This window comes from Acinetobacter sp. 24-47-39, assembly GCF_056783825.1.
Genome location: NZ_JBWYIP010000001.1, coordinates 201,383 through 223,863 on the forward strand (window position 1 = coordinate 201,383; position 22,481 = coordinate 223,863).

General features: G+C 38.9%; 27 protein-coding genes. 26 read left to right on the forward strand and 1 reads right to left on the reverse strand.

What is annotated here, in order from left to right; genetic code table 11:
- Nucleotides 1–28: 28 nt before the first annotated feature.
- From AC1M9C_RS00955 to pyrF, 26 genes are all read left to right on the forward strand, one after another.
- Nucleotides 29–1,045, forward strand: coding sequence for an aminoglycoside phosphotransferase family protein (locus tag AC1M9C_RS00955; RefSeq protein ID WP_481587016.1), 1,017 nt, complete (start codon nucleotides 29–31; stop codon nucleotides 1,043–1,045).
- A complete protein-coding gene (murU, locus tag AC1M9C_RS00960) occupies nucleotides 1,042–1,731 on the forward strand; it encodes an N-acetylmuramate alpha-1-phosphate uridylyltransferase MurU (protein WP_092766212.1) in 690 nt (229 codons plus the stop codon). Before AC1M9C_RS00955 ends, murU begins: the two co-directional genes overlap by 4 nt.
- Before the next feature lie 85 nt (nucleotides 1,732–1,816).
- Entirely contained in the window at nucleotides 1,817–2,449 is a 633-nt protein-coding gene (gene rsmG, locus AC1M9C_RS00965) for a 16S rRNA (guanine(527)-N(7))-methyltransferase RsmG (RefSeq protein ID WP_481587017.1), read from the forward strand.
- A gap of 23 nt (nucleotides 2,450–2,472) precedes the next feature.
- Complete coding sequence (locus AC1M9C_RS00970; protein ID WP_035264598.1) at nucleotides 2,473–3,255, forward strand: ParA family protein; 783 nt, start codon at nucleotides 2,473–2,475, stop codon at nucleotides 3,253–3,255.
- Nucleotides 3,252–4,142, forward strand: coding sequence for a ParB/RepB/Spo0J family partition protein (locus tag AC1M9C_RS00975; RefSeq protein WP_035264597.1), 891 nt, complete (start codon nucleotides 3,252–3,254; stop codon nucleotides 4,140–4,142). Before AC1M9C_RS00970 ends, AC1M9C_RS00975 begins: the two co-directional genes overlap by 4 nt.
- A 233-nt stretch (nucleotides 4,143–4,375) precedes the next feature.
- Nucleotides 4,376–6,100: a lipid A export permease/ATP-binding protein MsbA gene (msbA, locus tag AC1M9C_RS00980; protein ID WP_180027676.1), complete on the forward strand. Its 1,725-nt coding sequence runs from the start codon at nucleotides 4,376–4,378 to the stop codon at nucleotides 6,098–6,100.
- A gap of 3 nt (nucleotides 6,101–6,103) precedes the next feature.
- The gene (gene lpxK, locus AC1M9C_RS00985; protein ID WP_481587018.1) at nucleotides 6,104–7,114 is read left to right on the forward strand and encodes a tetraacyldisaccharide 4'-kinase; all 1,011 of its coding nucleotides are present in this window, start codon (nucleotides 6,104–6,106) and stop codon (nucleotides 7,112–7,114) included.
- Nucleotides 7,115–7,123: 9 nt separating this feature from the next.
- Nucleotides 7,124–7,885: a 3-deoxy-manno-octulosonate cytidylyltransferase gene (kdsB, locus tag AC1M9C_RS00990; protein ID WP_179998221.1), complete on the forward strand. Its 762-nt coding sequence runs from the start codon at nucleotides 7,124–7,126 to the stop codon at nucleotides 7,883–7,885.
- 13 nt (nucleotides 7,886–7,898) lie between these two features.
- Nucleotides 7,899–8,876 carry a DNA polymerase III subunit delta' gene (locus AC1M9C_RS00995; protein ID WP_481587019.1) on the forward strand — a complete coding sequence of 326 codons (978 nt, stop codon included), beginning with the start codon at nucleotides 7,899–7,901 and terminating at the stop codon, nucleotides 8,874–8,876.
- Nucleotides 8,877–8,901: 25 nt separating this feature from the next.
- The gene (locus AC1M9C_RS01000) at nucleotides 8,902–9,243 is read left to right on the forward strand and encodes a PilZ domain-containing protein (RefSeq protein ID WP_481587020.1); all 342 of its coding nucleotides are present in this window, start codon (nucleotides 8,902–8,904) and stop codon (nucleotides 9,241–9,243) included.
- A gap of 31 nt (nucleotides 9,244–9,274) precedes the next feature.
- Nucleotides 9,275–10,048, forward strand: coding sequence for a TatD family hydrolase (locus tag AC1M9C_RS01005; RefSeq protein ID WP_481587021.1), 774 nt, complete (start codon nucleotides 9,275–9,277; stop codon nucleotides 10,046–10,048).
- A gap of 45 nt (nucleotides 10,049–10,093) precedes the next feature.
- A complete protein-coding gene (locus tag AC1M9C_RS01010; RefSeq protein ID WP_035264575.1) occupies nucleotides 10,094–10,708 on the forward strand; it encodes a TetR/AcrR family transcriptional regulator in 615 nt (204 codons plus the stop codon).
- Nucleotide 10,709: 1 nt separating this feature from the next.
- Nucleotides 10,710–11,270 (forward strand): pilus assembly FimT family protein, encoded by a 561-nt coding sequence (locus tag AC1M9C_RS01015; RefSeq protein WP_481587022.1) that lies wholly within the window; start codon nucleotides 10,710–10,712, stop codon nucleotides 11,268–11,270.
- The gene (gene gspI / locus AC1M9C_RS01020; protein WP_481587023.1) at nucleotides 11,257–11,649 is read left to right on the forward strand and encodes a type II secretion system minor pseudopilin GspI; all 393 of its coding nucleotides are present in this window, start codon (nucleotides 11,257–11,259) and stop codon (nucleotides 11,647–11,649) included. Before AC1M9C_RS01015 ends, gspI begins: the two co-directional genes overlap by 14 nt.
- A complete protein-coding gene (gspJ, locus tag AC1M9C_RS01025) occupies nucleotides 11,646–12,293 on the forward strand; it encodes a type II secretion system minor pseudopilin GspJ (RefSeq protein WP_481587024.1) in 648 nt (215 codons plus the stop codon). Before gspI ends, gspJ begins: the two co-directional genes overlap by 4 nt.
- 15 nt (nucleotides 12,294–12,308) lie before the next feature.
- Entirely contained in the window at nucleotides 12,309–13,265 is a 957-nt protein-coding gene (gspK, locus tag AC1M9C_RS01030) for a type II secretion system minor pseudopilin GspK (protein ID WP_481587025.1), read from the forward strand.
- A gap of 161 nt (nucleotides 13,266–13,426) precedes the next feature.
- Nucleotides 13,427–14,023: a 6-pyruvoyl trahydropterin synthase family protein gene (locus AC1M9C_RS01035; protein ID WP_481587026.1), complete on the forward strand. Its 597-nt coding sequence runs from the start codon at nucleotides 13,427–13,429 to the stop codon at nucleotides 14,021–14,023.
- Between the two features lie 28 nt (nucleotides 14,024–14,051).
- Entirely contained in the window at nucleotides 14,052–14,765 is a 714-nt protein-coding gene (ung, locus tag AC1M9C_RS01040; protein WP_481587027.1) for a uracil-DNA glycosylase, read from the forward strand.
- The gene (locus tag AC1M9C_RS01045) at nucleotides 14,762–15,883 is read left to right on the forward strand and encodes an enoyl-CoA hydratase/isomerase family protein (protein ID WP_179998211.1); all 1,122 of its coding nucleotides are present in this window, start codon (nucleotides 14,762–14,764) and stop codon (nucleotides 15,881–15,883) included. The genes ung and AC1M9C_RS01045 overlap by 4 nt, the downstream gene beginning before the upstream one ends.
- Before the next feature lie 2 nt (nucleotides 15,884–15,885).
- The gene (tadA, locus tag AC1M9C_RS01050) at nucleotides 15,886–16,410 is read left to right on the forward strand and encodes a tRNA adenosine(34) deaminase TadA (RefSeq protein ID WP_481587028.1); all 525 of its coding nucleotides are present in this window, start codon (nucleotides 15,886–15,888) and stop codon (nucleotides 16,408–16,410) included.
- A gap of 77 nt (nucleotides 16,411–16,487) precedes the next feature.
- Nucleotides 16,488–16,919: an SRPBCC family protein gene (locus AC1M9C_RS01055; RefSeq protein ID WP_481587029.1), complete on the forward strand. Its 432-nt coding sequence runs from the start codon at nucleotides 16,488–16,490 to the stop codon at nucleotides 16,917–16,919.
- 18 nt (nucleotides 16,920–16,937) lie between these two features.
- Nucleotides 16,938–17,618 (forward strand): (d)CMP kinase, encoded by a 681-nt coding sequence (cmk, locus tag AC1M9C_RS01060; protein ID WP_481953031.1) that lies wholly within the window; start codon nucleotides 16,938–16,940, stop codon nucleotides 17,616–17,618.
- A gap of 116 nt (nucleotides 17,619–17,734) precedes the next feature.
- Nucleotides 17,735–19,411, forward strand: a complete 1,677-nt coding sequence (gene rpsA, locus AC1M9C_RS01065; RefSeq protein ID WP_035264556.1) for a 30S ribosomal protein S1 — start codon at nucleotides 17,735–17,737, stop codon at nucleotides 19,409–19,411.
- Nucleotides 19,412–19,573: 162 nt separating this feature from the next.
- The gene (locus AC1M9C_RS01070; RefSeq protein WP_035264555.1) at nucleotides 19,574–19,879 is read left to right on the forward strand and encodes an integration host factor subunit beta; all 306 of its coding nucleotides are present in this window, start codon (nucleotides 19,574–19,576) and stop codon (nucleotides 19,877–19,879) included.
- Between the two features lie 20 nt (nucleotides 19,880–19,899).
- A complete protein-coding gene (locus AC1M9C_RS01075; RefSeq protein ID WP_035264552.1) occupies nucleotides 19,900–20,265 on the forward strand; it encodes a lipopolysaccharide assembly protein LapA domain-containing protein in 366 nt (121 codons plus the stop codon).
- 139 nt (nucleotides 20,266–20,404) lie between these two features.
- Nucleotides 20,405–21,103: an orotidine-5'-phosphate decarboxylase gene (gene pyrF / locus AC1M9C_RS01080; protein WP_179998209.1), complete on the forward strand. Its 699-nt coding sequence runs from the start codon at nucleotides 20,405–20,407 to the stop codon at nucleotides 21,101–21,103.
- A 208-nt stretch (nucleotides 21,104–21,311) separates the two neighbouring features.
- Here the strand turns inward: pyrF and dapC are convergent, their stop codons facing one another.
- Nucleotides 21,312–22,481, reverse strand: coding sequence for a succinyldiaminopimelate transaminase (gene dapC / locus AC1M9C_RS01085; protein ID WP_481587031.1), 1,170 nt, complete (start codon nucleotides 22,479–22,481; stop codon nucleotides 21,312–21,314).

Genomic DNA, 22,481 nt, shown 5'->3' on the forward strand with positions numbered 1-22,481 from the left:
ATTCAGCCTGTACTAGAATTTATAGCAAATGAATACACAACGTGAACAATTGATACATACGTGGGTGCAATCTGTACTTCAATCAGAGCAGTTCGAAATAAAATATTTAGCAGGCGATGCCAGTTTCCGTCGCTATGCGCGAATCACCTTGAATAATAAATCATTTATGTTAATGGATGCACCTCCAGAAAAAGAAGATTGTGTACCTTTTGTGACGATTGATGAATTCTTCGATCGTCATGGTGTTCGTGTTCCACATATTGTTGCAAAGGATTTAGAGCAAGGGTTGTTGCTTCTTGAAGATTTTGGAGATGAGCTTTTAGCGAACCATTTAAACGATGACACGGTAGATCAGCATTATTTACAGAGTTTTAAACAACTCATTCAATTACAGTCTATTCATGGTGTGGATCAGTTTCCAGAATATAGTTACGAAAAATTAATCAGTGAAATGGAGTTATTCACAGATTGGTTGCTTCCATCATTAAATATTCGATTAAATGCTGATGAACAAGGTTTGATTAAGCGTACTTTTGCGATATTGGCAAATGCGGCTTTAGCTCAACCACAAGTGATTGTTCATCGAGACTTTCACAGTCGTAATCTCATGTTGTTGAATGATGAACAAGAACAAGGCGTAATTGATTTTCAAGATGCGGTAATCGGTGCGGATACCTACGACTTGATTTCAATTACACGTGATGCATACGTGCAATGGCCTCCAGCACGCGTAAAACAATGGTTTAAAATTTTCTATGAATTATTACCAGATGATTCAAAAATTGATCGTGATTTAGAGCGCTTTATTAAAGATGCTGACTTCATGGCGATTCAACGTCATTTGAAGATTTTAGGTATTTTTGTGCGATTATTTGAACGTGATGGAAAATCGGGCTATCTAAAAGACCTGCCTCGTGTCATGTGGTATTTACTCGAAGAGTCGAAGCCTTACGCTGAACTCACTCCATTTATTCAATGGATTGAAGATAAAGTACTACATGCATTTGAAGCCAAGTATGGTCACTATGAGGTGGTAGCTGCATGAAAGCTATGATTTTAGCAGCGGGTCTGGGTAACCGTATGCGCCCCTTAACGCTTTATAAACCAAAGCCATTGTTGGAAGTGGGTGGAAAGCCTTTAATTGTATGGCATATTGAAAAATTAAAGTCGATTGGTGTTAGTGAAATTATTATTAATTCGGCATGGCTGGCAGACAAATTGATCGGTGCTTTAGGTGATGGTTCTCAGTTTGGTGTGAACATTCGCTGGACGCGTGAAGATGAGGGTTTGGAAACAGCTGGTGGAATCATCAATGCTTTGCCCTTATTGGGTGAAGAACCATTTATCCTCGTCAATGGGGATGTGTGGACTCAGTTTGATTTTGCTCAGTTGCTTGAGCTTGATTTACAAGAAGATCTAGCACACTTGGTACTTGTGCCAAATCCGCTACAACACCCTCAAGGTGATTTCACACTATTAGATGGTCGTGCTTATACTTTTGAGCAAGAAAAAGAGGGCGAAAATCTGACTTATAGTGGTATTGCGGTGATTCATCCTCGTTTATTCGAAGGTCTAGAGTGGGGTAAGCGTCCTTTAGCACCTTTGCTTAAAGATGCTATGCACAACCACAGAATTTCTGCTGCAAAAATGGCAGAAACATGGGTGGATGTGGGTACTCCAGAAAGGTTGATGCAGTTGGATCAGCAAATTCGAGAAGGACAATTTAACTAACTGAGTATTCACTAAGCGTTAAATAGTGTTCCACGATGCATAAAACGGTATACTTTGATTAATTTTATTGAGATGTTTACTGTTTATGCATCCTTTTTTTCATGAGTTACAACAAGGTAGTCAAAAACTAGGTTTATCACTCAGTGATGAGGCGTTGAATTTATTATTAAAATATCAAGATGCGCTTGTATTGTGGAATAAGGCGTACAACTTGACCGCGATTCGTGATCCTAAAGAAATGTTAGTTAAACATTTGTTGGATAGCCTCAGTATCTTGAAAGACTTGCCTGAAGGACGATTGCTTGATATTGGTACTGGTGGTGGTATGCCGGGGATGATTATCGCCCTATGTCAACCTGATCGAAACTGTGTGCTTCTGGATTCGAATGGGAAAAAAATTCGTTTTCTCAAACAGTTTATTGCTGATTTAAAACTAAAAAATGTTGTGGCAGTTCAAACTCGAGTAGAGAATGAAGAGAGTATTAATGAACTGGGTAAATTTGATGTAATTACCAGTCGTGCTTTCGCCTCACTGACAGATTTTATTACAGCTTCTCGTCCTTTTATGCATGAAAACAGTATTATTGCTTCAATGAAAGGTTTAGTTCCTGCTGAGGAAATTGAAAACCATAAAGATGAGTTGAGTTGCGAAATTATTGAGCTTCACGTTCCACGTTTAGATGAACAACGTCATTTATTGCTACTTAAACAAATTTAAAAATTCTAGGGATTGGGGTTACCATGGCTCAAATTATTGCTATTGCGAACCAAAAAGGTGGCGTAGGTAAAACCACGACTGCTGTAAATTTGGCTGCATCATTAGCAGTGCTTAAAAAGCGAGTATTGTTGATTGATATGGACTCTCAAGGCAATGCCACTATGGGTTCGGGTATTCAAAAGAATGATCTCTTATACTCAGTAACTGATGTTTTACTGGGCGAAGTGCCAATTGAAACGGCCATCACTAAAGCTGAAGTTGGATATCGCGTACTTGGCTCCAATCGTGATTTAGCAGGTGTTGAATTAGCCATTGCTGAGCAAGACGGTCGTGAATTTATTCTGCGTGATGCGATCCAACAAATTGAAGATAAGTTTGATTACATCATTGTGGATTGTGCACCAAGCTTAAGTTTGATCACGGTAAATGCATTGGCTGCTGTTAAAAGCGTGATCATTCCAATGCAGTGTGAATATTATGCCTTGGAAGGCTTGGCAGATTTAACACAAACGATTGATCGTATTCAACAAGCGTTAAATCCTGATTTAGAAATCATTGGTGTATTGCGTACCATGTACGATGCTCGAAATGCGCTGACACGTGATGTGTCGGATGAGTTGGAGCAGTATTTTGGTAAAAAATTATACGAAACGGTTATTCCTCGAAATGTGCGTTTAGCGGAAGCGCCAGCACATGGGTTGCCGATTATTTATTTTGAAAAAAGTTCTAAGGGTGCAGTGGCTTATTTGAATCTTGCTGCTGAAATGTTAAAAAAAACCAAAGTGAAAAAAGGAAGTAAAGCATGACCGTGAAGAAAAGAGGCTTAGCAAAGGGTCGTGGCTTAGATGCGTTATTGGGCTCTATTCAAAAAGAAAAATTACAATTAGAAGCACAGTCATTAGATCATGGTCAGCTCAAACAAGTAGATGTCAAACTTCTTAAACGTGGTAATTATCAGCCGCGACGCTTTATTCATGAAGAAGACCTTCAGGAATTAGCATCTTCTATTAAAAAGCATGGCATCATGCAGCCGATTGTCATTCGTCCAATTGAGGATGATGTACATCAATATGAAATTATTGCAGGGGAGCGCCGTTGGCGAGCAGCTCAAATCGCTGGACTAAATGAAGTTCCTGCAATTGTTCGTGATTTGTCAGATCAAGTTGCAATTGCGTTGGCATTAATTGAAAACATTCAACGCCAAGATTTAAATCCAATTGATCAAGCTATGGCATTGCAGCGTTTTCATGAAGAGTTTGGATTAAGTCACCAAGAAATTGCTGAAACGGTGGGCAAGGCACGTACTACAGTAAGTAATTTATTGCGCTTATTAAGCTTAGCGGATCCGATTAAAGACCATATCCAACAAGGTCAATTAGATATGGGGCATGCGCGTGCAATATTGACTTTGCGTGCAAAAGACCAAATTGAAATTGCAAAAATTGTCATTGAAAAAAACCTTTCTGTTCGTCAAACAGAACAGTTAGTGCGTGATTTTAATGCACCAAAACAGGATAAGCCAAAACCATCAATTTCAGCTGATTTAGAGCAACTGACTCAGCGTCTTTCTGAACGTTTCAGTGCAGATGTTAAAATTGATCACAATAAGCAAGGTAAAGGTAAGCTTGTGATTCATTACCATTCACTTGATGAATTAGATGGTATTCTAAATATCTGTTTAGATGAAAAATAATTAATTTAAAAACTGTAAATGTGATGTATTTAGATGAGTTTGAGATTTAAGTCATTTAGGTCTCAATACTCCACTTGAGCTAAGGTTTACTTTGATCATTCCATACAATCAGGCCATTGATTTTAGAGTGGGGCAGACTTTAGCATTCGATGTTCGAATTATGTATGATTAAATTGCAAACGTGCTGAATCTGTTTAGGTGTTTAAGGATACCGTACCAATTAGAGGTTGTGAGTGAAGCAAGATTTTAAAGTTTATATGCGTTTGTTGAGTTACTTAAAACAGTACTGGACGATTGCATTGATTGTTGTATTTGGTTTTGTGCTGAATGCCGCGACTGAAGTTTCTGTTGCGAAATTATTAGAGCATATTATCAATGCCATTCAAGAACAGGATCGAAGTTTCACGAACTTATTCCCATTTTTGGTTGTTGTTTTGATGTTTGTACGAGGAGTGGGGCTATTTCTAGGTGGATACTACACTTCGGTGATTTCTCGAAATCTAATTTTTAATATTCGCCAAGAAGTTTTTGCTAAATTAATGCGATTACCGTCGCAATATTATTTAGATAACACTAGTGGTCATATTACTGCCAAAATTATGTACAACGTTGAACAGCTGACTGCTGCCTCAACGGAGTCATTAAGAACCTTATTACAACAAGGTTTGATCACCATTGCGCTGTTAGGATATTTGTTCTATTCCAACTGGCGCTTGACTTTATGTATTTTGATTTTTGCGCCTTTAATCGGTTTTTTGATTAGAAAAGCTGCTAAACGTATGCGTAAGCTGTCTACTCAAGTGCAAGATACGATGGGTGATGTAAACCATGTAGTGCAAGAAACCGTGAATGGTAATTTAGTTGTTAAAGGGTTTGGTGGACAGGCATACGAGCAAACTCGTTTTAAAGAAACCTCACTCGAAAACTTGCGTCGTGGTTTAAAAATGGTTGCAGTACAACAATTAAATAGTCCTGTTGTACAACTTATTATGGCGATCGCTTTAAGTATTGTGATTTGGATTGCTTTAAGACCTGAGATATTACAGGATACTTCAGCGGGTCAGTTTGTTGCGTATATTACTGCAGCCGGTATGTTGAGTAAGCCGATTAAAGCTTTAACCGATATCAATGAAAAATTACAGCGAGGAATGGCTGCAGCACATTCAGTATTTGAATTATTGGATATGCCTGAAGAAAAAAACGAAGGGCAGTTAAAACCACAACTCAAAGGCAATATTGAATTTAATCAGGCAAATTTAACATACAGCGATGGTTTTCACGCGATCCATGATTTCAATTTAAATGTTAAGGCTGGACAGACTGTAGCGTTGGTGGGGCGTTCGGGGGCTGGTAAGTCTTCTTTAGTCAACTTATTGGTTCGTTTTCAAGAATTAAGTTCAGGGTCAATCAAATTTGACGGCCATGATATTCAAGATATTGAAGTTACAGCGTTACGCTCACAAGTGGCCATGGTCAATCAGCAAGTCGTGCTGTTTAACCGAACTGTTCGTGAAAATATTGCTTATGGACAGTTACAAGATGCTTCGGAAGAGCAGATTATTGCTGCTGCGAAAGCTGCTTATGCCCATGACTTTATTATGGCACTGCCTCAAGGCTATGACACACCATTAGGTGCTCAAGGTTTAAATTTATCTGGTGGACAAAGACAGCGTATTGCAATTGCTCGCGCAATCTTAAAAAATGCTCCGATTTTAATTCTTGATGAAGCGACAAGCGCATTAGACAATGAGTCTGAATACTTCATTCAACGTGCTTTTGATGCAGCTATGCAGGATCGGACAACGATTGTCATTGCACATCGATTATCAACGATTGAGAATGCAGATCTTATTGTGGTAATGGATAAAGGTCGAATATTAGAGCAGGGAACACATCAGGAATTACTCGATTTGCGTGGTGCATATTTCCAACTGCATCAACGTAATTTTGAGGAATAAGTTATGTCTATTGCGCAGGTCATTCAAAACGCTTGGAATAAGCAATCCAAGTGGTTGATTGTATTGCGACCCCTGTCATTGCTTTATCGATTAGGATTTTCCCTGAACAAAGCCTTGTATCAACGTGGTATAAAACCTATTTATACTGCACCAGTTCCTGTCATGGTCATTGGCAATATAACAGTAGGTGGTAGTGGTAAAACACCGTTATTAATTCAATTGGTTAAATATCTTCAACAAAAAAATATTCGAGTTGGAGTAATTAGTCGAGGCTATGGTGGTAAAGGTCCTTTTCCTGCAAGCGTGAATCTCGACTCTGAGCCAAATGAAGTGGGTGATGAACCCTGTTTAATTGTGCAATCTACTGGCGTGCCGATGGTCGTAGGTGGGCAACGACATAAAAGTATAGAGTTACTTCTCTCTCAGCATCAACTTGATTTGATCATTAGTGATGATGGTTTGCAACATTGGGCACTTGATCGTCAATTAGAATGGATTGTGCTGGATAACAATCGTGGTTTGGGTAATCAGAAACTGTTGCCAGAAGGCTTTTTGCGTGAGCCAGTAGCACGGTTATGCAGTGGTACAGTAATTGAGCATGCTGAACAACCAAGCTCAAATCTGTATATGCAATTACAAGTCGCAGCGCCGTACTTGTTAAATCCAGTCGAAGATCAAGTTGAATATTTTGCCACTGATTTGAATTATTATGCGGTTGTTGGTATTGGGTTCCCGCAACGGTTTTATAAAACCCTTGAAAGTATGGGCTTAAAGCATTTTCAGTGCCATGAATTTCCTGATCATTATGATTATCAGATTGATGATTTACAATTTGAAGATTCAAATCCAATCATCACCACTGAAAAAGATGCTGTGAAACTCCTCCCTTTGTTAAAACAACATCCAGAATTTCGTCGTGAAATTTGGGTGGTTCCTGTTGAAGCAGTTTTATCATCAGCTTGTTATGATTTGCTGGATCAACAGCTTGCAAAACTCGGTATCGTAAACACATAAGGAATATCCATGAAACATATTGTAATACCTGCTCGCTTTGCAAGTTCGCGTTTACCTGGAAAACCACTCCTTAAAATACACGGGCGTGAAATGATTTTACGTGTGGTAGATCAGGCGCGAAAAGTGACTGGGTTTGATGATTTATGTGTTGCTACTGATGATCAAAGAATTGTTGATCTTTGTAAGGCAGAACAAATTGATGTTGTGTTGACCAGTGCAGAACACCCTTCTGGAACCGACCGATTGAGTGAAGTTGCACGAATCAAAGGTTGGGCGAGTGAAGATATTATTGTAAATGTGCAAGGTGATGAACCATTATTGCCTGCATCTTTAGTCCAACAGGTTGCTTCTTTGTTAGAGCAAAAGCCTGAATGTTCAATGTCCACTTTGTGTGAAGTGATCAAAGAATTAGAAGAATTTAAGCGCGATAGTATTGTGAAAGTCGTCATGAGTAAGTTCAATGAAGCGCTTTATTTCAGTCGTGCAACCATTCCATATGATCGTGATGGATCAAAGCAACAAACTCAGATACTACATCGAAATGCTTACCGACATCTTGGTTTATATGCCTATCGAGTGAAGTTGCTGCAAGAGTACGTGACATGGGATCAGGGAGATCTCGAGGTTTTAGAAAGCCTTGAGCAACTGCGTGTTTTAGAAAATGGTCATCGAATCGCAATTGATGTGGCAGAGGTGAGCTTACCACCAGGTGTGGATACGCAACAAGATTTAGACCGTCTTAATGCAATGCCTATTTCTCATTTCCAATAATATAGATTAGTCAATGACTCAGACTCAGCATGTTTATCCTTGGCAACTTAATGTATGGAACACACTGACTCAGCGGTTTCCTCAAGTTGGTCATGGATTACTTTTTTATGGCAAAAAAGGCTGTGGTAAAGAAGCTTTTACCCAACAATTTGTTGCTTGGCTGCTATGTTTAGATAAGCAGCCAAATCAACCTTGTGGTCAGTGTTCGAGTTGTTTGTGGTTAAAATCAGATACTCATCCAAATTATGTTTACGTCACGACGGATGAGGATAATAAGAAACAAAACGCTAAAATTAAAATTGAAAAAATTCGTGAATTACAGCCATTCGTGCAACAAACTGTCGATGGTTGGCGGGTTATTTTGATTGAGCCGGCGGAAGCGCTCAATATAGCATCGTCAAATGCTTTATTGAAAACACTTGAAGAACCAGGTGAGCGTGTTGTGATTATTCTTTTGGCGGATCATTATTTAAAATTACCAGCCACTATACGAAGTCGCCTACAACATTACGCCTTAGATCGGTTGACTGATGATCAAGCCAATGCGTATTTGAATGAGCACTTGAATGCGGAGCAGCAGACTTTGGGAAAACTGTTGCTTAACCTGTCGAATGGTATGCCTTTAGCTGCTATTGAGTTGGCTTCAAGTGAATGGTTAACTCTGCGAAGTGCGTTTATAAATGATTGGTATCATTTAGTCAGTCAAAAAAATATGCCAATGCAGTACGCTTCTAATTGGAATAAGCAACTCAACTTTTCCGAGTTGATTGTTATGTTTGAGTACTTATTAGCTGATCTTGTTGCCTATAAAATGGAACAAAATGTAAAAAATAGCGATTTAGACTTTAGTTTGTTGGCTGAGCAATATCAATTAGAGCAATTATTTGATATTTATAACGATGTGCATCAAGCAAAACAAATGGTTGAGCAGAATGTTCAATCAAATTTAATTGTTGATCAGCTTTTTATAAAATTAATGAATGTTCAATAATCATGTTTGAATACAGGGGATAGAGATGCAGCCACGTCCGGGCGGTTTATTACAAGTCAATATTAATGATCGCGAAACTTTGCAATCCAGTTATATGCCTTTTGTTGAGGGTGGTGGATTATTTATTCCAACCAAACATCCAGTCAAAATGGGTGAAGAGATTTTTATCTTGGCAACACTTCCTAATCAAACCCAAAAAATACCAATTACGGGTAAGGTGATTTGGATTTCCTATAAGCAATCGGGTATTAAACCACAAGGTTTTGGATTGCAGTTAACTGGAGATAAAGGAGCCTATTACAAAATGGAAGCAGAAAAAATACTCGCTGGAAGTATGTCAACAGCACGCGCAAGCTTTACAATGTAGGCTCTGACTTAAAAAATTAAAAGGTGTCCTTGTGTTTGTAGATACACACTGTCATTTAAACATGCTCAATCTTGAACCTTACGAGGGAAATATCGATTTAGCAATTCAGCAAGCGATTGATGCTGGTGTCACAAAAATGATGGGGATATCCGTTGATTTGGATGATCATATTATTCTGTCAGAAATTGCAGCTCGACACGAAGGAGTAGGCTACAGTGTTGGGGTACACCCATGTGAAGATCCAGCAGTCATGCAGCGTGCTACTGTTGAAACTTTGGTTGAATTGGCGAGTAAAGATAAGGTCTGGGCAATTGGTGAAACGGGTCTAGATTATTATCACAGTACTGAATTTGTTAAAGAACAAAAAGAATGTTTTGCACGGCATATTCAAGCTTCACAGATGGTGAAAAAGCCAGTGGTTGTACACACACGCTCATCTAAAAACGATACGATTGATATTATAAGAGCTGAAAAGTCGACACACGGAATTTTGCATTGTTTTACTGAGGATTGGGATACGGCAAAAGCAGTTCTAGATTGTGGTTATTACATTTCATTTTCAGGAATAGTATCGTTTAAAAATGCTCAGGATCTACGTGATGTGGCTAGGCAAGTTCCATTAGATCGACTATTAATTGAGACTGATAGCCCTTATTTAGCGCCAATGCCATATAGAGGAAAGTCTAATGAACCAAAGTATGTCCCATATGTAGCCAAAGCATTAAGTGATGTATATGATAAGTCAGTCGAGGAGATTGCCTTTATTACAACGCAAAATTTCGAGAATCTTCTACGAATGCAGTAAAAATTTAATACGGAAAATAGAAAGAAGAGAGTTTATAGAGTGAAGATGGATCGTCAGGCTCAGTTTAGAGCGAGAGAAGCATTAATATTTCAGGTCGCAGAACAACTTCTTTTGGAAAACGGCGAAGCGGGCATGACATTAGATGCATTGGCCGCTGAGTTGGATTTGGCAAAAGGAACACTCTATAAGCACTTCCAAAGTAAAGATGAATTGTACATGTTGCTTATTATTCGTAATGAGCGCATGTTATTAGAAATGGTTCGAGATACTGAAAAAGGCTTTCCTGAACATTTAGCTTTTTTTATGTTGCATCATTTGCATCATCCAGAACGTACTGTACTCTTTCATCAAATTGAAGAACGATTGTCTACAACTGGCCAGGGTATTAATCATTTATTTAATGAAATGTATCAGATCCGCAAAAGTAGACTCAGAATTATCATTCGTATGACAGAAAATCATCTAGCATCCATTCAAAGTAAGATGAGTTCTCGGGATTATTTAGCATCCATTTGGTCGATTACTCATGGTGGTGCTGCGATATTAAACTCGAGTTTCTATCAACGCTATTTAGGTTGTCGAGATACGCTAAGGGTTGCTTTAATTGATCAAGCGTTGATGATGCCTAAACAGATTAATTTGACAGAATCAGTGGCCTAATATGCAATCTCTAGATCACCGTCAAGGCGGATTTACTTTAATCGAATTGATGGTGGTCATTGTGATCATCAGCATCATGGCGGCATTGGTGGTGATGAATATTGGTGGGATTGATCAACGTAAGGCAATGCAAGCTAGAGAAGCTTTAATATTAGATTTAAAACGTATTCAACGAGAGGCTGTTGATCAATCGTTAGTGGTTGCATTGGTGCCACAATGGAATGGTGATCAGTTTCGCTATACATTTCAAAAATATAATGATTTAACTCGTCCTGAGCAGACGCTTGTATCGAACAATAATCGTCAACCTTCTACTTGGGTTGAAATGCCAGAGTTTTCTGCGAGAGAGCTACCTGCTAAGGTTTCATTTCAAATTGAAAGTAGCGAGTATAGTTTTGAAAATGCAACGAATGCAGACTTGATGAATAATAATGCACCGAAATTAATTTGGTTGGGCAATGGCGAGGTTAAACCTGTCACAATTCAAATGTATTATGAACACAAAGCAATTGGTGATCTTATTCAAATAGATTACTTGGGTAAAATCGATGCGGGCGCTTAAAGGATTTACCTTGATTGAGGTTGTGGTGGCTTTGGCTATTTTCGCTGTAGCAGCAATGTCATTGACGAAGGTAGCTATGCAGTACACACAGGCGACTGCGAATGCAATTTTGCGAACAAAAGCACAATTCGTTGCACAAAATGAAGTCGCTGCAATGCAAATTAGTGGTGAATGGTTAGAGGGAACTCAATCGAAGCAAATTACCTCTCAAGGGTTAAGTTGGCAAATTGATAAAAAATCAGAAGCGACCATTAGCCCAGATGTTCAGAAAATAGAAGTGCAAGTGAGTCTATATAACAATGATTTAGGTAAAGTTGAATCAGGTGTCACCACCATGATGTTTTATAACTATCCTCTCAGAGAGCAATCCAACTCATGATCAAGAGTAAACAACAAGGTTTTACCTTGGTAGAGCTTTTGGTTGCAATAGCCATCTTTGCAGTATTGTCTGCTTTGGGATGGAAAATTTTTGATTATTTGAATAAAGTCAAAGATCGAAATGCGGTGCATGAACAGCAACTTCTCAGTTTGCAAGATAGTTATTTACAAATGCAAAGAGATGCTTTGCAAATTGTACCGCTGACTGCAAATATCGCAGGACAAATTCAACCTGCACTTTTACTGGATGATCAGTCTTTACAATTTAGTAAGGCAGGGGTCACAGACCCGCTGAAACAGGGTTTGTCTCCATTTGAGAGAATAGAATATCGTTATAATGCACAAGATCGAAAAGTTTATCGTTTAAAGTATCCCAATCTGAATGTTCTTCAAACAACCCAACCTTTATCCAGTACGATCCTAGAGAATGTGGATGAGTTTCAAATCACAATTTTGAACCCGAATGAATTGAATTCGTGGCCGGATACATCAACAATAAGTTCTAATAGTAATGATGTTCAAGATGGTGTTGCTCGGCTATTGCCTAAAGGTATGCGAATTAGATTTAAACAACAAGATGTTGAATACGAGTGGATTTTTAGTTTGCTTAATACTGACTATTTAAAACCGGCATCTAGTCAATAATCATTAGGAAAATGCATGAAGCAGCAAAAAGGAATCGCCCTGATTACGATTTTGATGTTAGTCGCTTTGGCAACTATCATTGCTGCGACGATTGCCCATCGTCAATACAATACCAGTGAAAATACGGCCTATGTGATTCGTCAAAACCAAGCACTGTATTATGCAAAAAGTGCTGAAGCTTTTTTCTCGGAATTATTGGTTCAAGATGCCAAGTCCAATTCAAAATCAGATAATCTTCAAGAAACTTGGGCTCAACCGATGCCACCATTTCCAATTGATGGTGGTTATGTCGCAGGGCGAATTATTGATGAAACGGGTAAGTTTAATTTAAACAGTTTGGTCAAAGATGATGGTGTGTCGAATGATAATGCGGTGAATTACTTTAAGGGATTATTAACAAAGCTTGGTTTACCAGAAGAATTGAGTGAAGCGGTAATTGATTGGCAAGATCAAGATGATTTGACGATTGGCGCGATGGGGGGAGAGAGTAATTATTATTTAAGTTTAACGCGTCCTTATTTGCCAGCGAATGGTCCTTTTCATAGCGTTGAAGAGTTGAAGCAAGTGCGAGGATTTGAAGGTGATAAGTTTTTATTGATAAAACCTTATGTTACAGCGATTCCTTTAAAAGAAATTAAAATTAATATTAATACAGCACCAGCGATGATTATTGCTGCTATAGACCCTAGTTTGGATGTGCAAAATGTACAGCGTGATTTGGATCAAAAAAAAGCCAATGGTGAATTTTTTGAGTCCGTAGATCAGCTCTGGGAACTTAACACTCTAAGTCAGTTAAGTGAAGAAGCTAAAAGCACAGCAAAAAATAATTTTGATGTTAAATCTGCATTCTATCGAGCAGATATTGAAATCATGCTATCTGATCGAAAGCGATATTTTTCGAGTTATCTGATGCGTGATGAAGAAAAGGTTTATGTCTTCTCAAGAAGTTTGGCACCTCTTCAAACCAATTGATTAAATTGCTAAACTATTAATTTAAACAAATTGAATGATGGCTTTTTATTTTTTTGTTTTTAATACGTTTTGCCAATTGCTTAAAACGTTAAAATTAATGATGAGTTGTGTGAATATGCACTATAATCATTTTAATCCATGATTTTTTATTGCTCTGACATATGTTAATTCGAAAATTATTTAAGTTTGAAAACGCGCATATTGTGCGAAATTGCACATCAGACCGCTGTAAGCGTTCAATTCATGGTCATAGCTATAAAGTCGAATTATTATTGAAAGCCTCAAAGCTAGATCATGGTCAAATGGTCTATGATTTTGGTTTGCTGAAAGGTGTGATCAAAGAACTTTATGATAGTTTTGATCATGCGATTTGTTTTTGGCAAGAGGATTCAGCTGAATATATTCAAGCATGTAAAACTTTTAGTGCGCGTTGGGTTTCATTACCCGTTTCACCTTCTGCTGAACAATTTTCTCGAATTTTCTTTTATTTGGCAGAACAAGTACTGAAATCAACAATCACGCAAAATGGTGAAGGTGATGTTGAAGTCTATTCAGTGATCGTGCATGAAACTGACACAGGCTATGCGCAAAGTTTTGCTGAAGATATCGTAAATGAACAGATGGGCTTATTGGAGCTGGATCAAATCGTATTCTCAGAACAAATTCAAAATGAATGGTCTGATCCTAAAATGTACGAACAATTGAAACAAGGCTTCACTTTTAAGAACCCAAGTGTAGATTTACAAGTAAAACTTTAAAGCTGTGATTGATTTAGGGATGAACACAATGCAACTCACCGAACAAGAATTAAGTCAACTGAATCAAGTTCGGTTAGAGGATGGTTGGAAGTATGCTTTAGCAGATTTTTTGCTCAGCGATAAAATGGATCAGCTGAAGGCTTTTCTCAAATCTGAATTACAGGCGAATAAGGTGATATACCCACCTAATTCCCTTATTTTTAATGCGTTCAACACCACACCCTTAGATCGTGTAAAGGTCGTGATTCTCGGTCAAGATCCTTATCATGGTCCAAATCAAGCACATGGATTGAGTTTTTCAGTGCAAAAGGGTGTTGCATTACCGCCGTCTTTGCGTAATATCTATCACGAACTCAGCACTGACCTTGGAATAGCGCCTGCCAAGCATGGTGATTTAACCCAATGGGCTGAAGAGGGTGTCTTGTTGCTGAACAGTGTATTGACTGTTGAAGCGGGCCAGCCAACTTCACACCAAAAGAAAGGTTGGGAAGATTTCACCGATGCTGCGATAGATGTTCTAAATGAGCAACGTGAAAAGATCGTTTTCATTCTTTGGGGTGCTTACGCGCATAAGAAAGGTCAACGAATTGACCAAAGTAAGCATTTGGTCTTAAAAGCAGCACATCCATCACCATTGGCAGCAAACCGAGGTGGTTTTTTTGGGTGTAAAGTTTTTTCAAAAACAAATAATTATCTTAAACAAAATGGCATTGAGCCAATTAAATGGCAGCTGGAAGCATGACAATATCTCCTGAGACGAATCAATATCATCCTGACTTAATTGTTGAAGAAGCACAGAATGGATGGAGAGTGGTTCGATTAAATCGTCCAAAATCTTTACATGCACTTGATGAATCTATTGTGACGGCTTTATTGGCTGTTTTTGAAAAGTTTCATCATGATGATGCCGTTAAAGCGATCTGGTTTGATTCAACAACACCTAAAGCTTTTTGTGCCGGCGGGGATGTGCGCAAACTCCGTCAGTTGGTCATCAATAATGAAGTTGATGCGGCAAATAAATTTTTTGAACAAGAATACGCGCTAGATCTTTTGTTGCATGACTACGCTAAGCCGATAGTCGTTTGGGGTGAAGGTTATGTGATGGGCGGTGGGCTTGGTCTATTTATGGCTGCGCCATTTAGACTGGTTACACCTTATTCGCGCCTTGCAATGCCAGAAGTAAATATTGGTTTATATCCAGATGTTGGTGCTAGTCGTTTCTTGGCAGATCGTGGTCCAATAGGTCTATTTACAGGTTTAACTGGATCGATCATGACTGCGGCAGGAGCTTATGGTATTGGTTGGGCGACTCATATTTGTGATGCTCAGCGCGATGTTGTTTTACAAAAGTTGATCAATATCGATTGGGATCATTATCCTGCTGGCGATTTTAGGGCATTAGATGACACTTTAAATAGTTTGCATCGACCAGTTTCTCCAGGGCCACTGCAAATCTCGTTAGATGTGATTCACAGTGTCTGTCGTGGTGCAAACTTTGAAAATGACTACGAGGCAATCATCGGTTTGAGTGATGCACGTAGTGATTGGCTAAGACAAGCGAGTGAAAATCTTGCAAAAGGCTCACCGAGTACGGCTGCGATTACCTGGTTGTTATGGCAATGGGGGCGTCAAGTTCATCCTTGGCAAGAAGTATTTGAGCTTGAAACTCAAATTTCTGATTGGAAAATTAGACATCCTGATTTTGTTGAAGGCGTGCGTGCACGTTTAGTGGATAAAGATTTATCTCCTGAATGGACACCTGCAGAATCTATGTCCTTAAAAGGAATTTTAGGTGCGCACCCACCGGTCACAAATATCGAGAGCTGGAATAACTTGTTAAAACAGTACGGTATTATCTAATTTTGTCTGAAATTCAATTTGATGCCGAAGATCTAAAATGGATGCAGCGTGCCTATGAGCAGGCTGCATTGGCAGCTCAATTGGGAGAAATCCCTGTTGGAGCTGTCATTGTGAGTCAGGGAAAAGTGATTGGTGAAGGATATAATCAACCCATCCTGAGTCATGATCCAACTGCTCATGCAGAAGTGGTCGCACTTCGCCAAGCATGTAATCAAATTCAGAACTATCGTCTACCAGAAGATGCAACCCTTTATGTAACCCTTGAGCCATGCACGATGTGTGTGGGGGCTTTAATTCATGCTCGAGTTCGTCGTGTTGTATTTGGTACTTTAGAGCCTAAAGCGGGTTCTCTAGTCAGTGCGCGACAGTTATTAAATAATCAAGGTTATTACAACCATATATTTGAATTTGAAGGGGGCTGCATGCAATCAGCGTGTGCTCATCAGCTTTCAGAATTTTTTAAATTCAGACGTGAACAAAAAAAACAACAGCGTGTACGACAAAAAATAGAAAATAATCAGGAATGATTGCTATTGTTGATTGTGGAAAAATTGACATAATGTATTGTCAGTATGAAGCGGACTCAATGAAAAGGAATAAAAAAATGAATTCAATCCAAGTTAAACAAGAATTTAACCAGCCTATAGATCGTGTATTTGAAGTTTTGTCAAAACATGCGACTTATAATGATGTATTTGCACCGATTCAGGTTGTACGCATTAAAGATGCAGCTGATCCAAGTCGTCCTGATGGGATTGGATCAGTACGAAAAATGGGATTAGGCCCAATAAAGCCAATTCAAGAACAAATTACTGTACTAGAACTAAATAAGCGTATTGAATACAAACTTATCAAGAATCCATTAATCAAACATCATCTCGGAATTATTGAATTCAAAGAGCTTTCATCAGCTAAAACTTTAGTCACATACACGATCGAATTACAGGCAAGAGCACCATTTGTGAGCAAATTAATTCTTGCACAACTCAAACTTGCTATTACACTTGGCTTTAAGAAATTAGCAAAACGCCTCTAAGGCGAAGTTGGTAAAGTAATGACAATTCAAATTATCACGATCGATGGACCAAGCGGTTCAGGCAAAGGAACTTTGGCAGCTAAATTGGCACAGCATTACCAGTTTCATTTACTGGATTCTGGAGCCTTGTATCGTTTGTTGGGATTGTCATTACATCAACTGAATTTAATTGATTCAATTCACAATCCAGATGTGTTGGTTAAATGCGTAGAAATAGCGACTCATCTCGATATTCGATTTGTTAGTGATCATTTAAAAACAAAAATTTTACTTAACGGGCATGATGTAACGGATGAAATTCGCACTGAAAAAGTCGGTGAGTTTGCATCCAAGGTTGCAGTTGTACCTGAATTAAGACAGGCATTAATCGAAAGACAACGTGCATTTGCTCAAGCACCAGGTCTTGTTGCCGATGGCCGTGATATGGCGACTTCAATCTTCCCAGAAGCCCAAGCAAAAATATATTTGACGGCTTCTGCTGAGTCTCGTGCTGAGCGACGTGTAAAGCAGTTGCAGGCCATGGGGCAAAATGTTAAAATAAGCGACATTTTATCTAATATCCAAGCACGTGATAAGCGTGATATGGAAAGAACCGTTGCGCCGCTTAAGCCGGCTGAAGGGGCTTACATTATCGATAGTTCAGATCTGGACATTGACGCTGTATTTAACCTGATGACCGCATATATTGATGCGCAATAAGATAAATTAATGAATATTAGTGGAAGCATAGCTTGATCAGTTCTATATGGACTATGTCGATACTTAACTAAACCGGCCTTGTCTGATCCAAGACCGCTGACTTTTCTAGGTATATCATGACCGAATCTTTTGCAGCCCTCTTTGAAGCAAGCGAATTAAACCTCAACGTTGAAAAGGGTGCAGTCATCCAAGGTATCGTTGTTAGCATCGATTCTGACTGGGTAACTGTAGATACTGGCCTTAAATCTGAAGGCGTAGTAGCTCGCTCTGAATTCTTAAACGAACAACGTGAACTTGAAGTTAACGTTGGTGACACAGTTGACGTAGTTGTTGAAGCGCTTGACAACGGTATGGGTCAAACAGTTTTATCACGTGAAAAAGCTAAACGTGCTGAAACTTGGACTAAACTTGAAAAAATCTTTGAAGACGGCGAGATCGTTACTGGTGTTATCTCTGGTAAGGTTAAAGGCGGTTTCACTGTTGACATCGGTCCAGTACGTGCGTTCTTACCAGGTTCTTTGGTAGACACTCGTCCTATCCGTGACACTACTCACCTTGAAGGTAAAGAGTTAGAGTTCAAAGTTATCAAACTTGACGCTAAACGTAACAACGTTGTTGTATCACGTCGTGCTGTTATGGAAGCTGAATCTTCAGCTGACCGTGAAGCTCTTCTTTCTCAACTTGAAGAAGGTCAAACAGTTACTGGTACAATCAAAAACCTTACTGACTACGGTGCTTTCGTTGACCTTGGCGGTATTGATGGTCTTCTTCACATCACTGACATGGCTTGGAAACGTATCAAGCATCCATCAGAAGTTGTTGAAGTTGGTCAAGAAGTTACTGTTAAAGTACTTAAATTTGACAAAGAGCGTAACCGTGTATCATTAGGTCTTAAACAACTTGGTGAAGATCCATGGTTAGCGATCATGAACCGTTACCCTAAAGGTTCTATCGTTAAAGCGCGTGTAACTAACTTAACTGATTACGGTTGCTTCGCTGAAATCGCTGAAGGCGTTGAAGGCTTAGTACACGTTTCAGAAATGGACCACACAAACAAGAACATCCACCCATCTAAAGTTGTTCAGATTGGTGATGAAGTTGATGTTATGGTTCTTGAAGTTGATGAAGAGCGTCGTCGTATTTCTCTTGGTATCAAACAAACTCGTGCTAACCCATGGGAAGAGTTTGCTAAGGCTCACGACAAAGGTGAAAAAGTTTCAGGTACAATCAAGTCTATCACTGACTTCGGTATCTTCATTGGTTTACCAGGCGGTATCGATGGTCTAGTTCACTTATCTGACATTTCTTGGAATGAACAAGGCGAAGAAGCGATTCGTCGTTACAAGAAAGGTGACACTGTTGAAGCGGTTATCCTTTCTGTAGACGCTGAAGGCAACCGTATTAGCCTTGGTATCAAGCAAATGAACAGCGATCCGTTCAACGATTTCTTAGCTGCTAACGAACGTGGTGCTCTTGTTAAAGGTACTGTAGTTGCAGTTGATGCTCGTGGCGCAACAATTAAATTGGCTGACGAAGTTGAAGCTTCTCTTAAAGCTTCAGAAATCAACCGTGACCGCGTTGAAGATGCAACTAAATTCTTAGAAGTTGGTCAAGAAGTTGAAGCTAAGATCATCAATGTTGATCGCAAATCACGCGCAATCAACTTGTCTATCAAAGCGAAAGACGAAGCTGAAGAGAAAGAAGCTGTTGCTAACTTGAAAACTGCTTCTGCAGGTCAAGACAACGGTCCTAAGACAATTGGTGATTTGATCAAAGCTCAAATGAACCACTAAGTCTTTCGTGTTGAATGTATTGTTAATGTAATTTAACTAATACTTTTTACACAAATACTGTAAACGGTAGCGTAGTATTGACTTACTGCGCTACCGTTTTGTATTTAAACAGGTTATTATCTCGCTATGCACAGAGTAGCTTGATAATTAAAGAGGTCGCAGATGACTACTGAAGCACTTAATAAGTCTGACTTAATAGAACGTATTTCTATCAAAAACCCTCATTTGGCTGAGCCATTGGTCGAAGAAGCTGTTAAAATTATGATCGATCAAATGATTGAGTCATTATCAGCTGATAATCGTATTGAAATTCGTGGGTTTGGAAGTTTTGCTTTACATCATCGCGAACCGCGAGTTGGGCGTAATCCTAAAACAGGTAAGTCAGTTGAAGTGGCTGCTAAAGCTGTACCTCATTTCAAACCAGGTAAAGCACTAAGAGATGCTGTAAACGAATCAGCAGGAAAATAATAAATTACTCAGGGGTGGTTATGCGTTACGTATTAGTTGCACTGTTAGTTGTAATCTTTGGATATGCATTGGCATTGGTTCTGCAAAATGGTACAGAACTGACTGTTGATCTTCTATTCACTCAAGTACCGGCAATGAGATTAGGTTTATTGCTTTTGTTGACTCTGGCACTTGGGATCATCGTTGGATTATTGCTCGGAGTTCAAGTTTTCCGTGTATTCCAAAATAGTTGGGAAATTAAGCGTCTTCGCAAAGATATTGAATATCTTCGTAAAGAACAAATCCAAAATGCTCAGTTAGCTGCTGCAGAAGCTGCTGCAAATGTACGTCATGAAAAGACAGTATTAGATGTGCATTCAGATCCGCGTAACTCAAATCCGCTGTAATTTATAAATATTTAAAAAACCTCTAAAATTTATTTTAGAGGTTTTTTTTATTGAAAATAAACTGTTGAATTTTATGCTGAGTTTTTGAAAGTTAATTTTGCAGCTTAAGTTGAACATCTTTATAATGACGCAACTTTAGATGGACGGAAGAACAACCTTGAGTATCATTGTTGCTTTAGATGCAAAAAGCCAATACGACGCATTGAAAATGGCTGAAAATTTGGATCCTAAACTTTGTCGCGTAAAGGTGGGTAAAGAACTTTTTACACATGAAGGTCCGACTGTTGTAAAAGCATTGCATGATCAGGGTTTTGAAGTATTTTTAGATTTAAAATTTCATGATATTCCAAATACTACAGCACAAGCCGTTTGCGCTGCTGCAGATCAAGGGGTATGGATGGTTAATGTTCACGCATCTGGTGGACGAAAAATGATGGAAACTTGTGTAGAAAGATTAAAATCAGGTAACTATCAAACACAGTTGATTGCAGTCACCGTATTAACTTCAATGGGGCGAGAAGATCTACGTGATCTTGGTTTGGATATTGAGCCTTTTGAACATGTAAAACGTCTAGCGACCTTGACTCAAGAAAGTGGCTTGGATGGTGTTGTATGTTCTGCGCAAGAAGCAAAAATGTTACGCGAAACTTTAGGTCAGAACTTTGCTCTCGTCACTCCGGGAATTCGTCCGGAAGGTTCTGCAGCGGATGATCAAAAACGTATTGTTACACCTAAGCAAGCAATGTTAGATGGTTCTACACACTTGGTGATTGGTCGTCCGATTACTAAATCAGAAAATCCAAATCAGACTTTAAGAGACATTCTGGCTACTTTGTAATTTTCCAATTAAAGTCATTAAGTATTTTAAAACGCCATGAAAATTCATGGCGTTTTTTTGACTAATTTTTAAAATGAATGATGTTTTCAAAGTTAACCTCACATTTTCTTTAGGGGAGCTATAGTCCAATATTTGGACTAGCATTTACTCATCAATAAAATAAATAAGCCCTCTAAAAAGAGGGCTTAAAGTTAAAGATTATGCACGATTAGAGAATTGCTTTTAAGCGTTTAACAACTTCTTTACATTGGTCTAAATCTGCGACCAGTGCCAAACGAACATGGTTTTCACCTGGGTTGCCTTGTTCAGTATCACGAGATAAATAACGACCCGGTAAGACTTTGATATGTGCTTTTTCCATCAGCATTTTGGCAAAAGTTTCATCATTATCGACCTTTAACCAATAATAGAAACCCGCATCAGGCTTTTTCAGTGGTAGCAAATGACCTAATTCTTGTTGGAATAAATCAAATTTAGCACGGTATTGTTTACGGTTTTCTTCAACATGTGCTTCATCATTCCATGCAGCAATCGATGCCAATTGATGTTGTACTGGCATTGCAGCACCGTGGTAAGTGCGGAATTTTAAATAAGGTTTTAATAGACTAGCATCACCTGCAACGAAGCCAGATCGCATACCTGGTAAATTAGAACGTTTAGACAGAGAGTGGAATACGATACAGTTTTTATAGTCATCACGACCTAGTTCAGCACAAACTTCGAGTAATCCTACAGGGGCTTCATCAAACCATAGTTCTGAATAGCATTCATCAGATGCGATGACAAAATTGTATTGATCAGAGAGCGCAATTAATTTTTTGAACTGTTCTTTTGAAAGCACAGCACCTGTCGGATTTCCGGGGGTGCAGATAAAGAGCAAAGCTGTCTTCTCCCATACTTCTGCAGGGACAGCATCGAAGTCGCCAAGGTAACCATTTTCTTCAGTACAGTTGATGAAATAGGGTTGAGCGCCAGCGAGTAAAGCTGCACCTTCGTAAATTTGATAAAAGGGATTCGGCATAACTACATAAGGCGCTTCATCACGATTGATCAGCGCTTGTACGAATGAGAAAATTCCTTCACGTGTGCCAGTCACAGGTAAAATATGATCTTCTGCGCTAATAGCATTTAATTTGAAACGGCGTGTGAGCCATTGCGAAATACTTTCACGTAATTCTGGTAAGCCTTTACTGTTTGGGTATGTCGAAAGATGATTGAAGTTATCGACAATAGCTTGTTTTACGAATTCAGGTGCAGGATGTTTTGGCTCACCAATTGACAATGGAATTAACGGAAGATTTGCAGGTTTTACATCCTGAAAAAGTTTATTCAACTTTTCAAATGGATAAGGATGTAATAGGTTTAAACTAGAGTTCAT

What these genes read in the sequence shown, in the direction of transcription:
- AC1M9C_RS00955 (WP_481587016.1), top strand. Translation starts at nt 29, where the DNA reads ATGAATACACAACGTGAACAATTGATACATACGTGGGTGCAATCTGTA.
- murU (WP_092766212.1), top strand. Translation starts at nt 1,042, where the DNA reads ATGAAAGCTATGATTTTAGCAGCGGGTCTGGGTAACCGTATGCGCCCC.
- rsmG (WP_481587017.1), top strand. Translation starts at nt 1,817, where the DNA reads ATGCATCCTTTTTTTCATGAGTTACAACAAGGTAGTCAAAAACTAGGT.
- AC1M9C_RS00970 (WP_035264598.1), top strand. Translation starts at nt 2,473, where the DNA reads ATGGCTCAAATTATTGCTATTGCGAACCAAAAAGGTGGCGTAGGTAAA.
- AC1M9C_RS00975 (WP_035264597.1), top strand. Translation starts at nt 3,252, where the DNA reads ATGACCGTGAAGAAAAGAGGCTTAGCAAAGGGTCGTGGCTTAGATGCG.
- lpxK (WP_481587018.1), top strand. Translation starts at nt 6,104, where the DNA reads ATGTCTATTGCGCAGGTCATTCAAAACGCTTGGAATAAGCAATCCAAG.
- kdsB (WP_179998221.1), top strand. Translation starts at nt 7,124, where the DNA reads ATGAAACATATTGTAATACCTGCTCGCTTTGCAAGTTCGCGTTTACCT.
- AC1M9C_RS00995 (WP_481587019.1), top strand. Translation starts at nt 7,899, where the DNA reads ATGACTCAGACTCAGCATGTTTATCCTTGGCAACTTAATGTATGGAAC.
- AC1M9C_RS01000 (WP_481587020.1), top strand. Translation starts at nt 8,902, where the DNA reads ATGCAGCCACGTCCGGGCGGTTTATTACAAGTCAATATTAATGATCGC.
- AC1M9C_RS01010 (WP_035264575.1), top strand. Translation starts at nt 10,094, where the DNA reads ATGGATCGTCAGGCTCAGTTTAGAGCGAGAGAAGCATTAATATTTCAG.
- AC1M9C_RS01015 (WP_481587022.1), top strand. Translation starts at nt 10,710, where the DNA reads ATGCAATCTCTAGATCACCGTCAAGGCGGATTTACTTTAATCGAATTG.
- gspI (WP_481587023.1), top strand. Translation starts at nt 11,257, where the DNA reads ATGCGGGCGCTTAAAGGATTTACCTTGATTGAGGTTGTGGTGGCTTTG.
- gspJ (WP_481587024.1), top strand. Translation starts at nt 11,646, where the DNA reads ATGATCAAGAGTAAACAACAAGGTTTTACCTTGGTAGAGCTTTTGGTT.
- gspK (WP_481587025.1), top strand. Translation starts at nt 12,309, where the DNA reads ATGAAGCAGCAAAAAGGAATCGCCCTGATTACGATTTTGATGTTAGTC.
- AC1M9C_RS01035 (WP_481587026.1), top strand. Translation starts at nt 13,427, where the DNA reads ATGTTAATTCGAAAATTATTTAAGTTTGAAAACGCGCATATTGTGCGA.
- ung (WP_481587027.1), top strand. Translation starts at nt 14,052, where the DNA reads ATGCAACTCACCGAACAAGAATTAAGTCAACTGAATCAAGTTCGGTTA.
- AC1M9C_RS01045 (WP_179998211.1), top strand. Translation starts at nt 14,762, where the DNA reads ATGACAATATCTCCTGAGACGAATCAATATCATCCTGACTTAATTGTT.
- AC1M9C_RS01055 (WP_481587029.1), top strand. Translation starts at nt 16,488, where the DNA reads ATGAATTCAATCCAAGTTAAACAAGAATTTAACCAGCCTATAGATCGT.
- cmk (WP_481953031.1), top strand. Translation starts at nt 16,938, where the DNA reads ATGACAATTCAAATTATCACGATCGATGGACCAAGCGGTTCAGGCAAA.
- rpsA (WP_035264556.1), top strand. Translation starts at nt 17,735, where the DNA reads ATGACCGAATCTTTTGCAGCCCTCTTTGAAGCAAGCGAATTAAACCTC.
- AC1M9C_RS01070 (WP_035264555.1), top strand. Translation starts at nt 19,574, where the DNA reads ATGACTACTGAAGCACTTAATAAGTCTGACTTAATAGAACGTATTTCT.
- AC1M9C_RS01075 (WP_035264552.1), top strand. Translation starts at nt 19,900, where the DNA reads ATGCGTTACGTATTAGTTGCACTGTTAGTTGTAATCTTTGGATATGCA.
- pyrF (WP_179998209.1), top strand. Translation starts at nt 20,405, where the DNA reads ATGGACGGAAGAACAACCTTGAGTATCATTGTTGCTTTAGATGCAAAA.
- dapC (WP_481587031.1), bottom strand. Translation starts at nt 22,481, where the DNA reads ATGAACTCTAGTTTAAACCTATTACATCCTTATCCATTTGAAAAGTTG.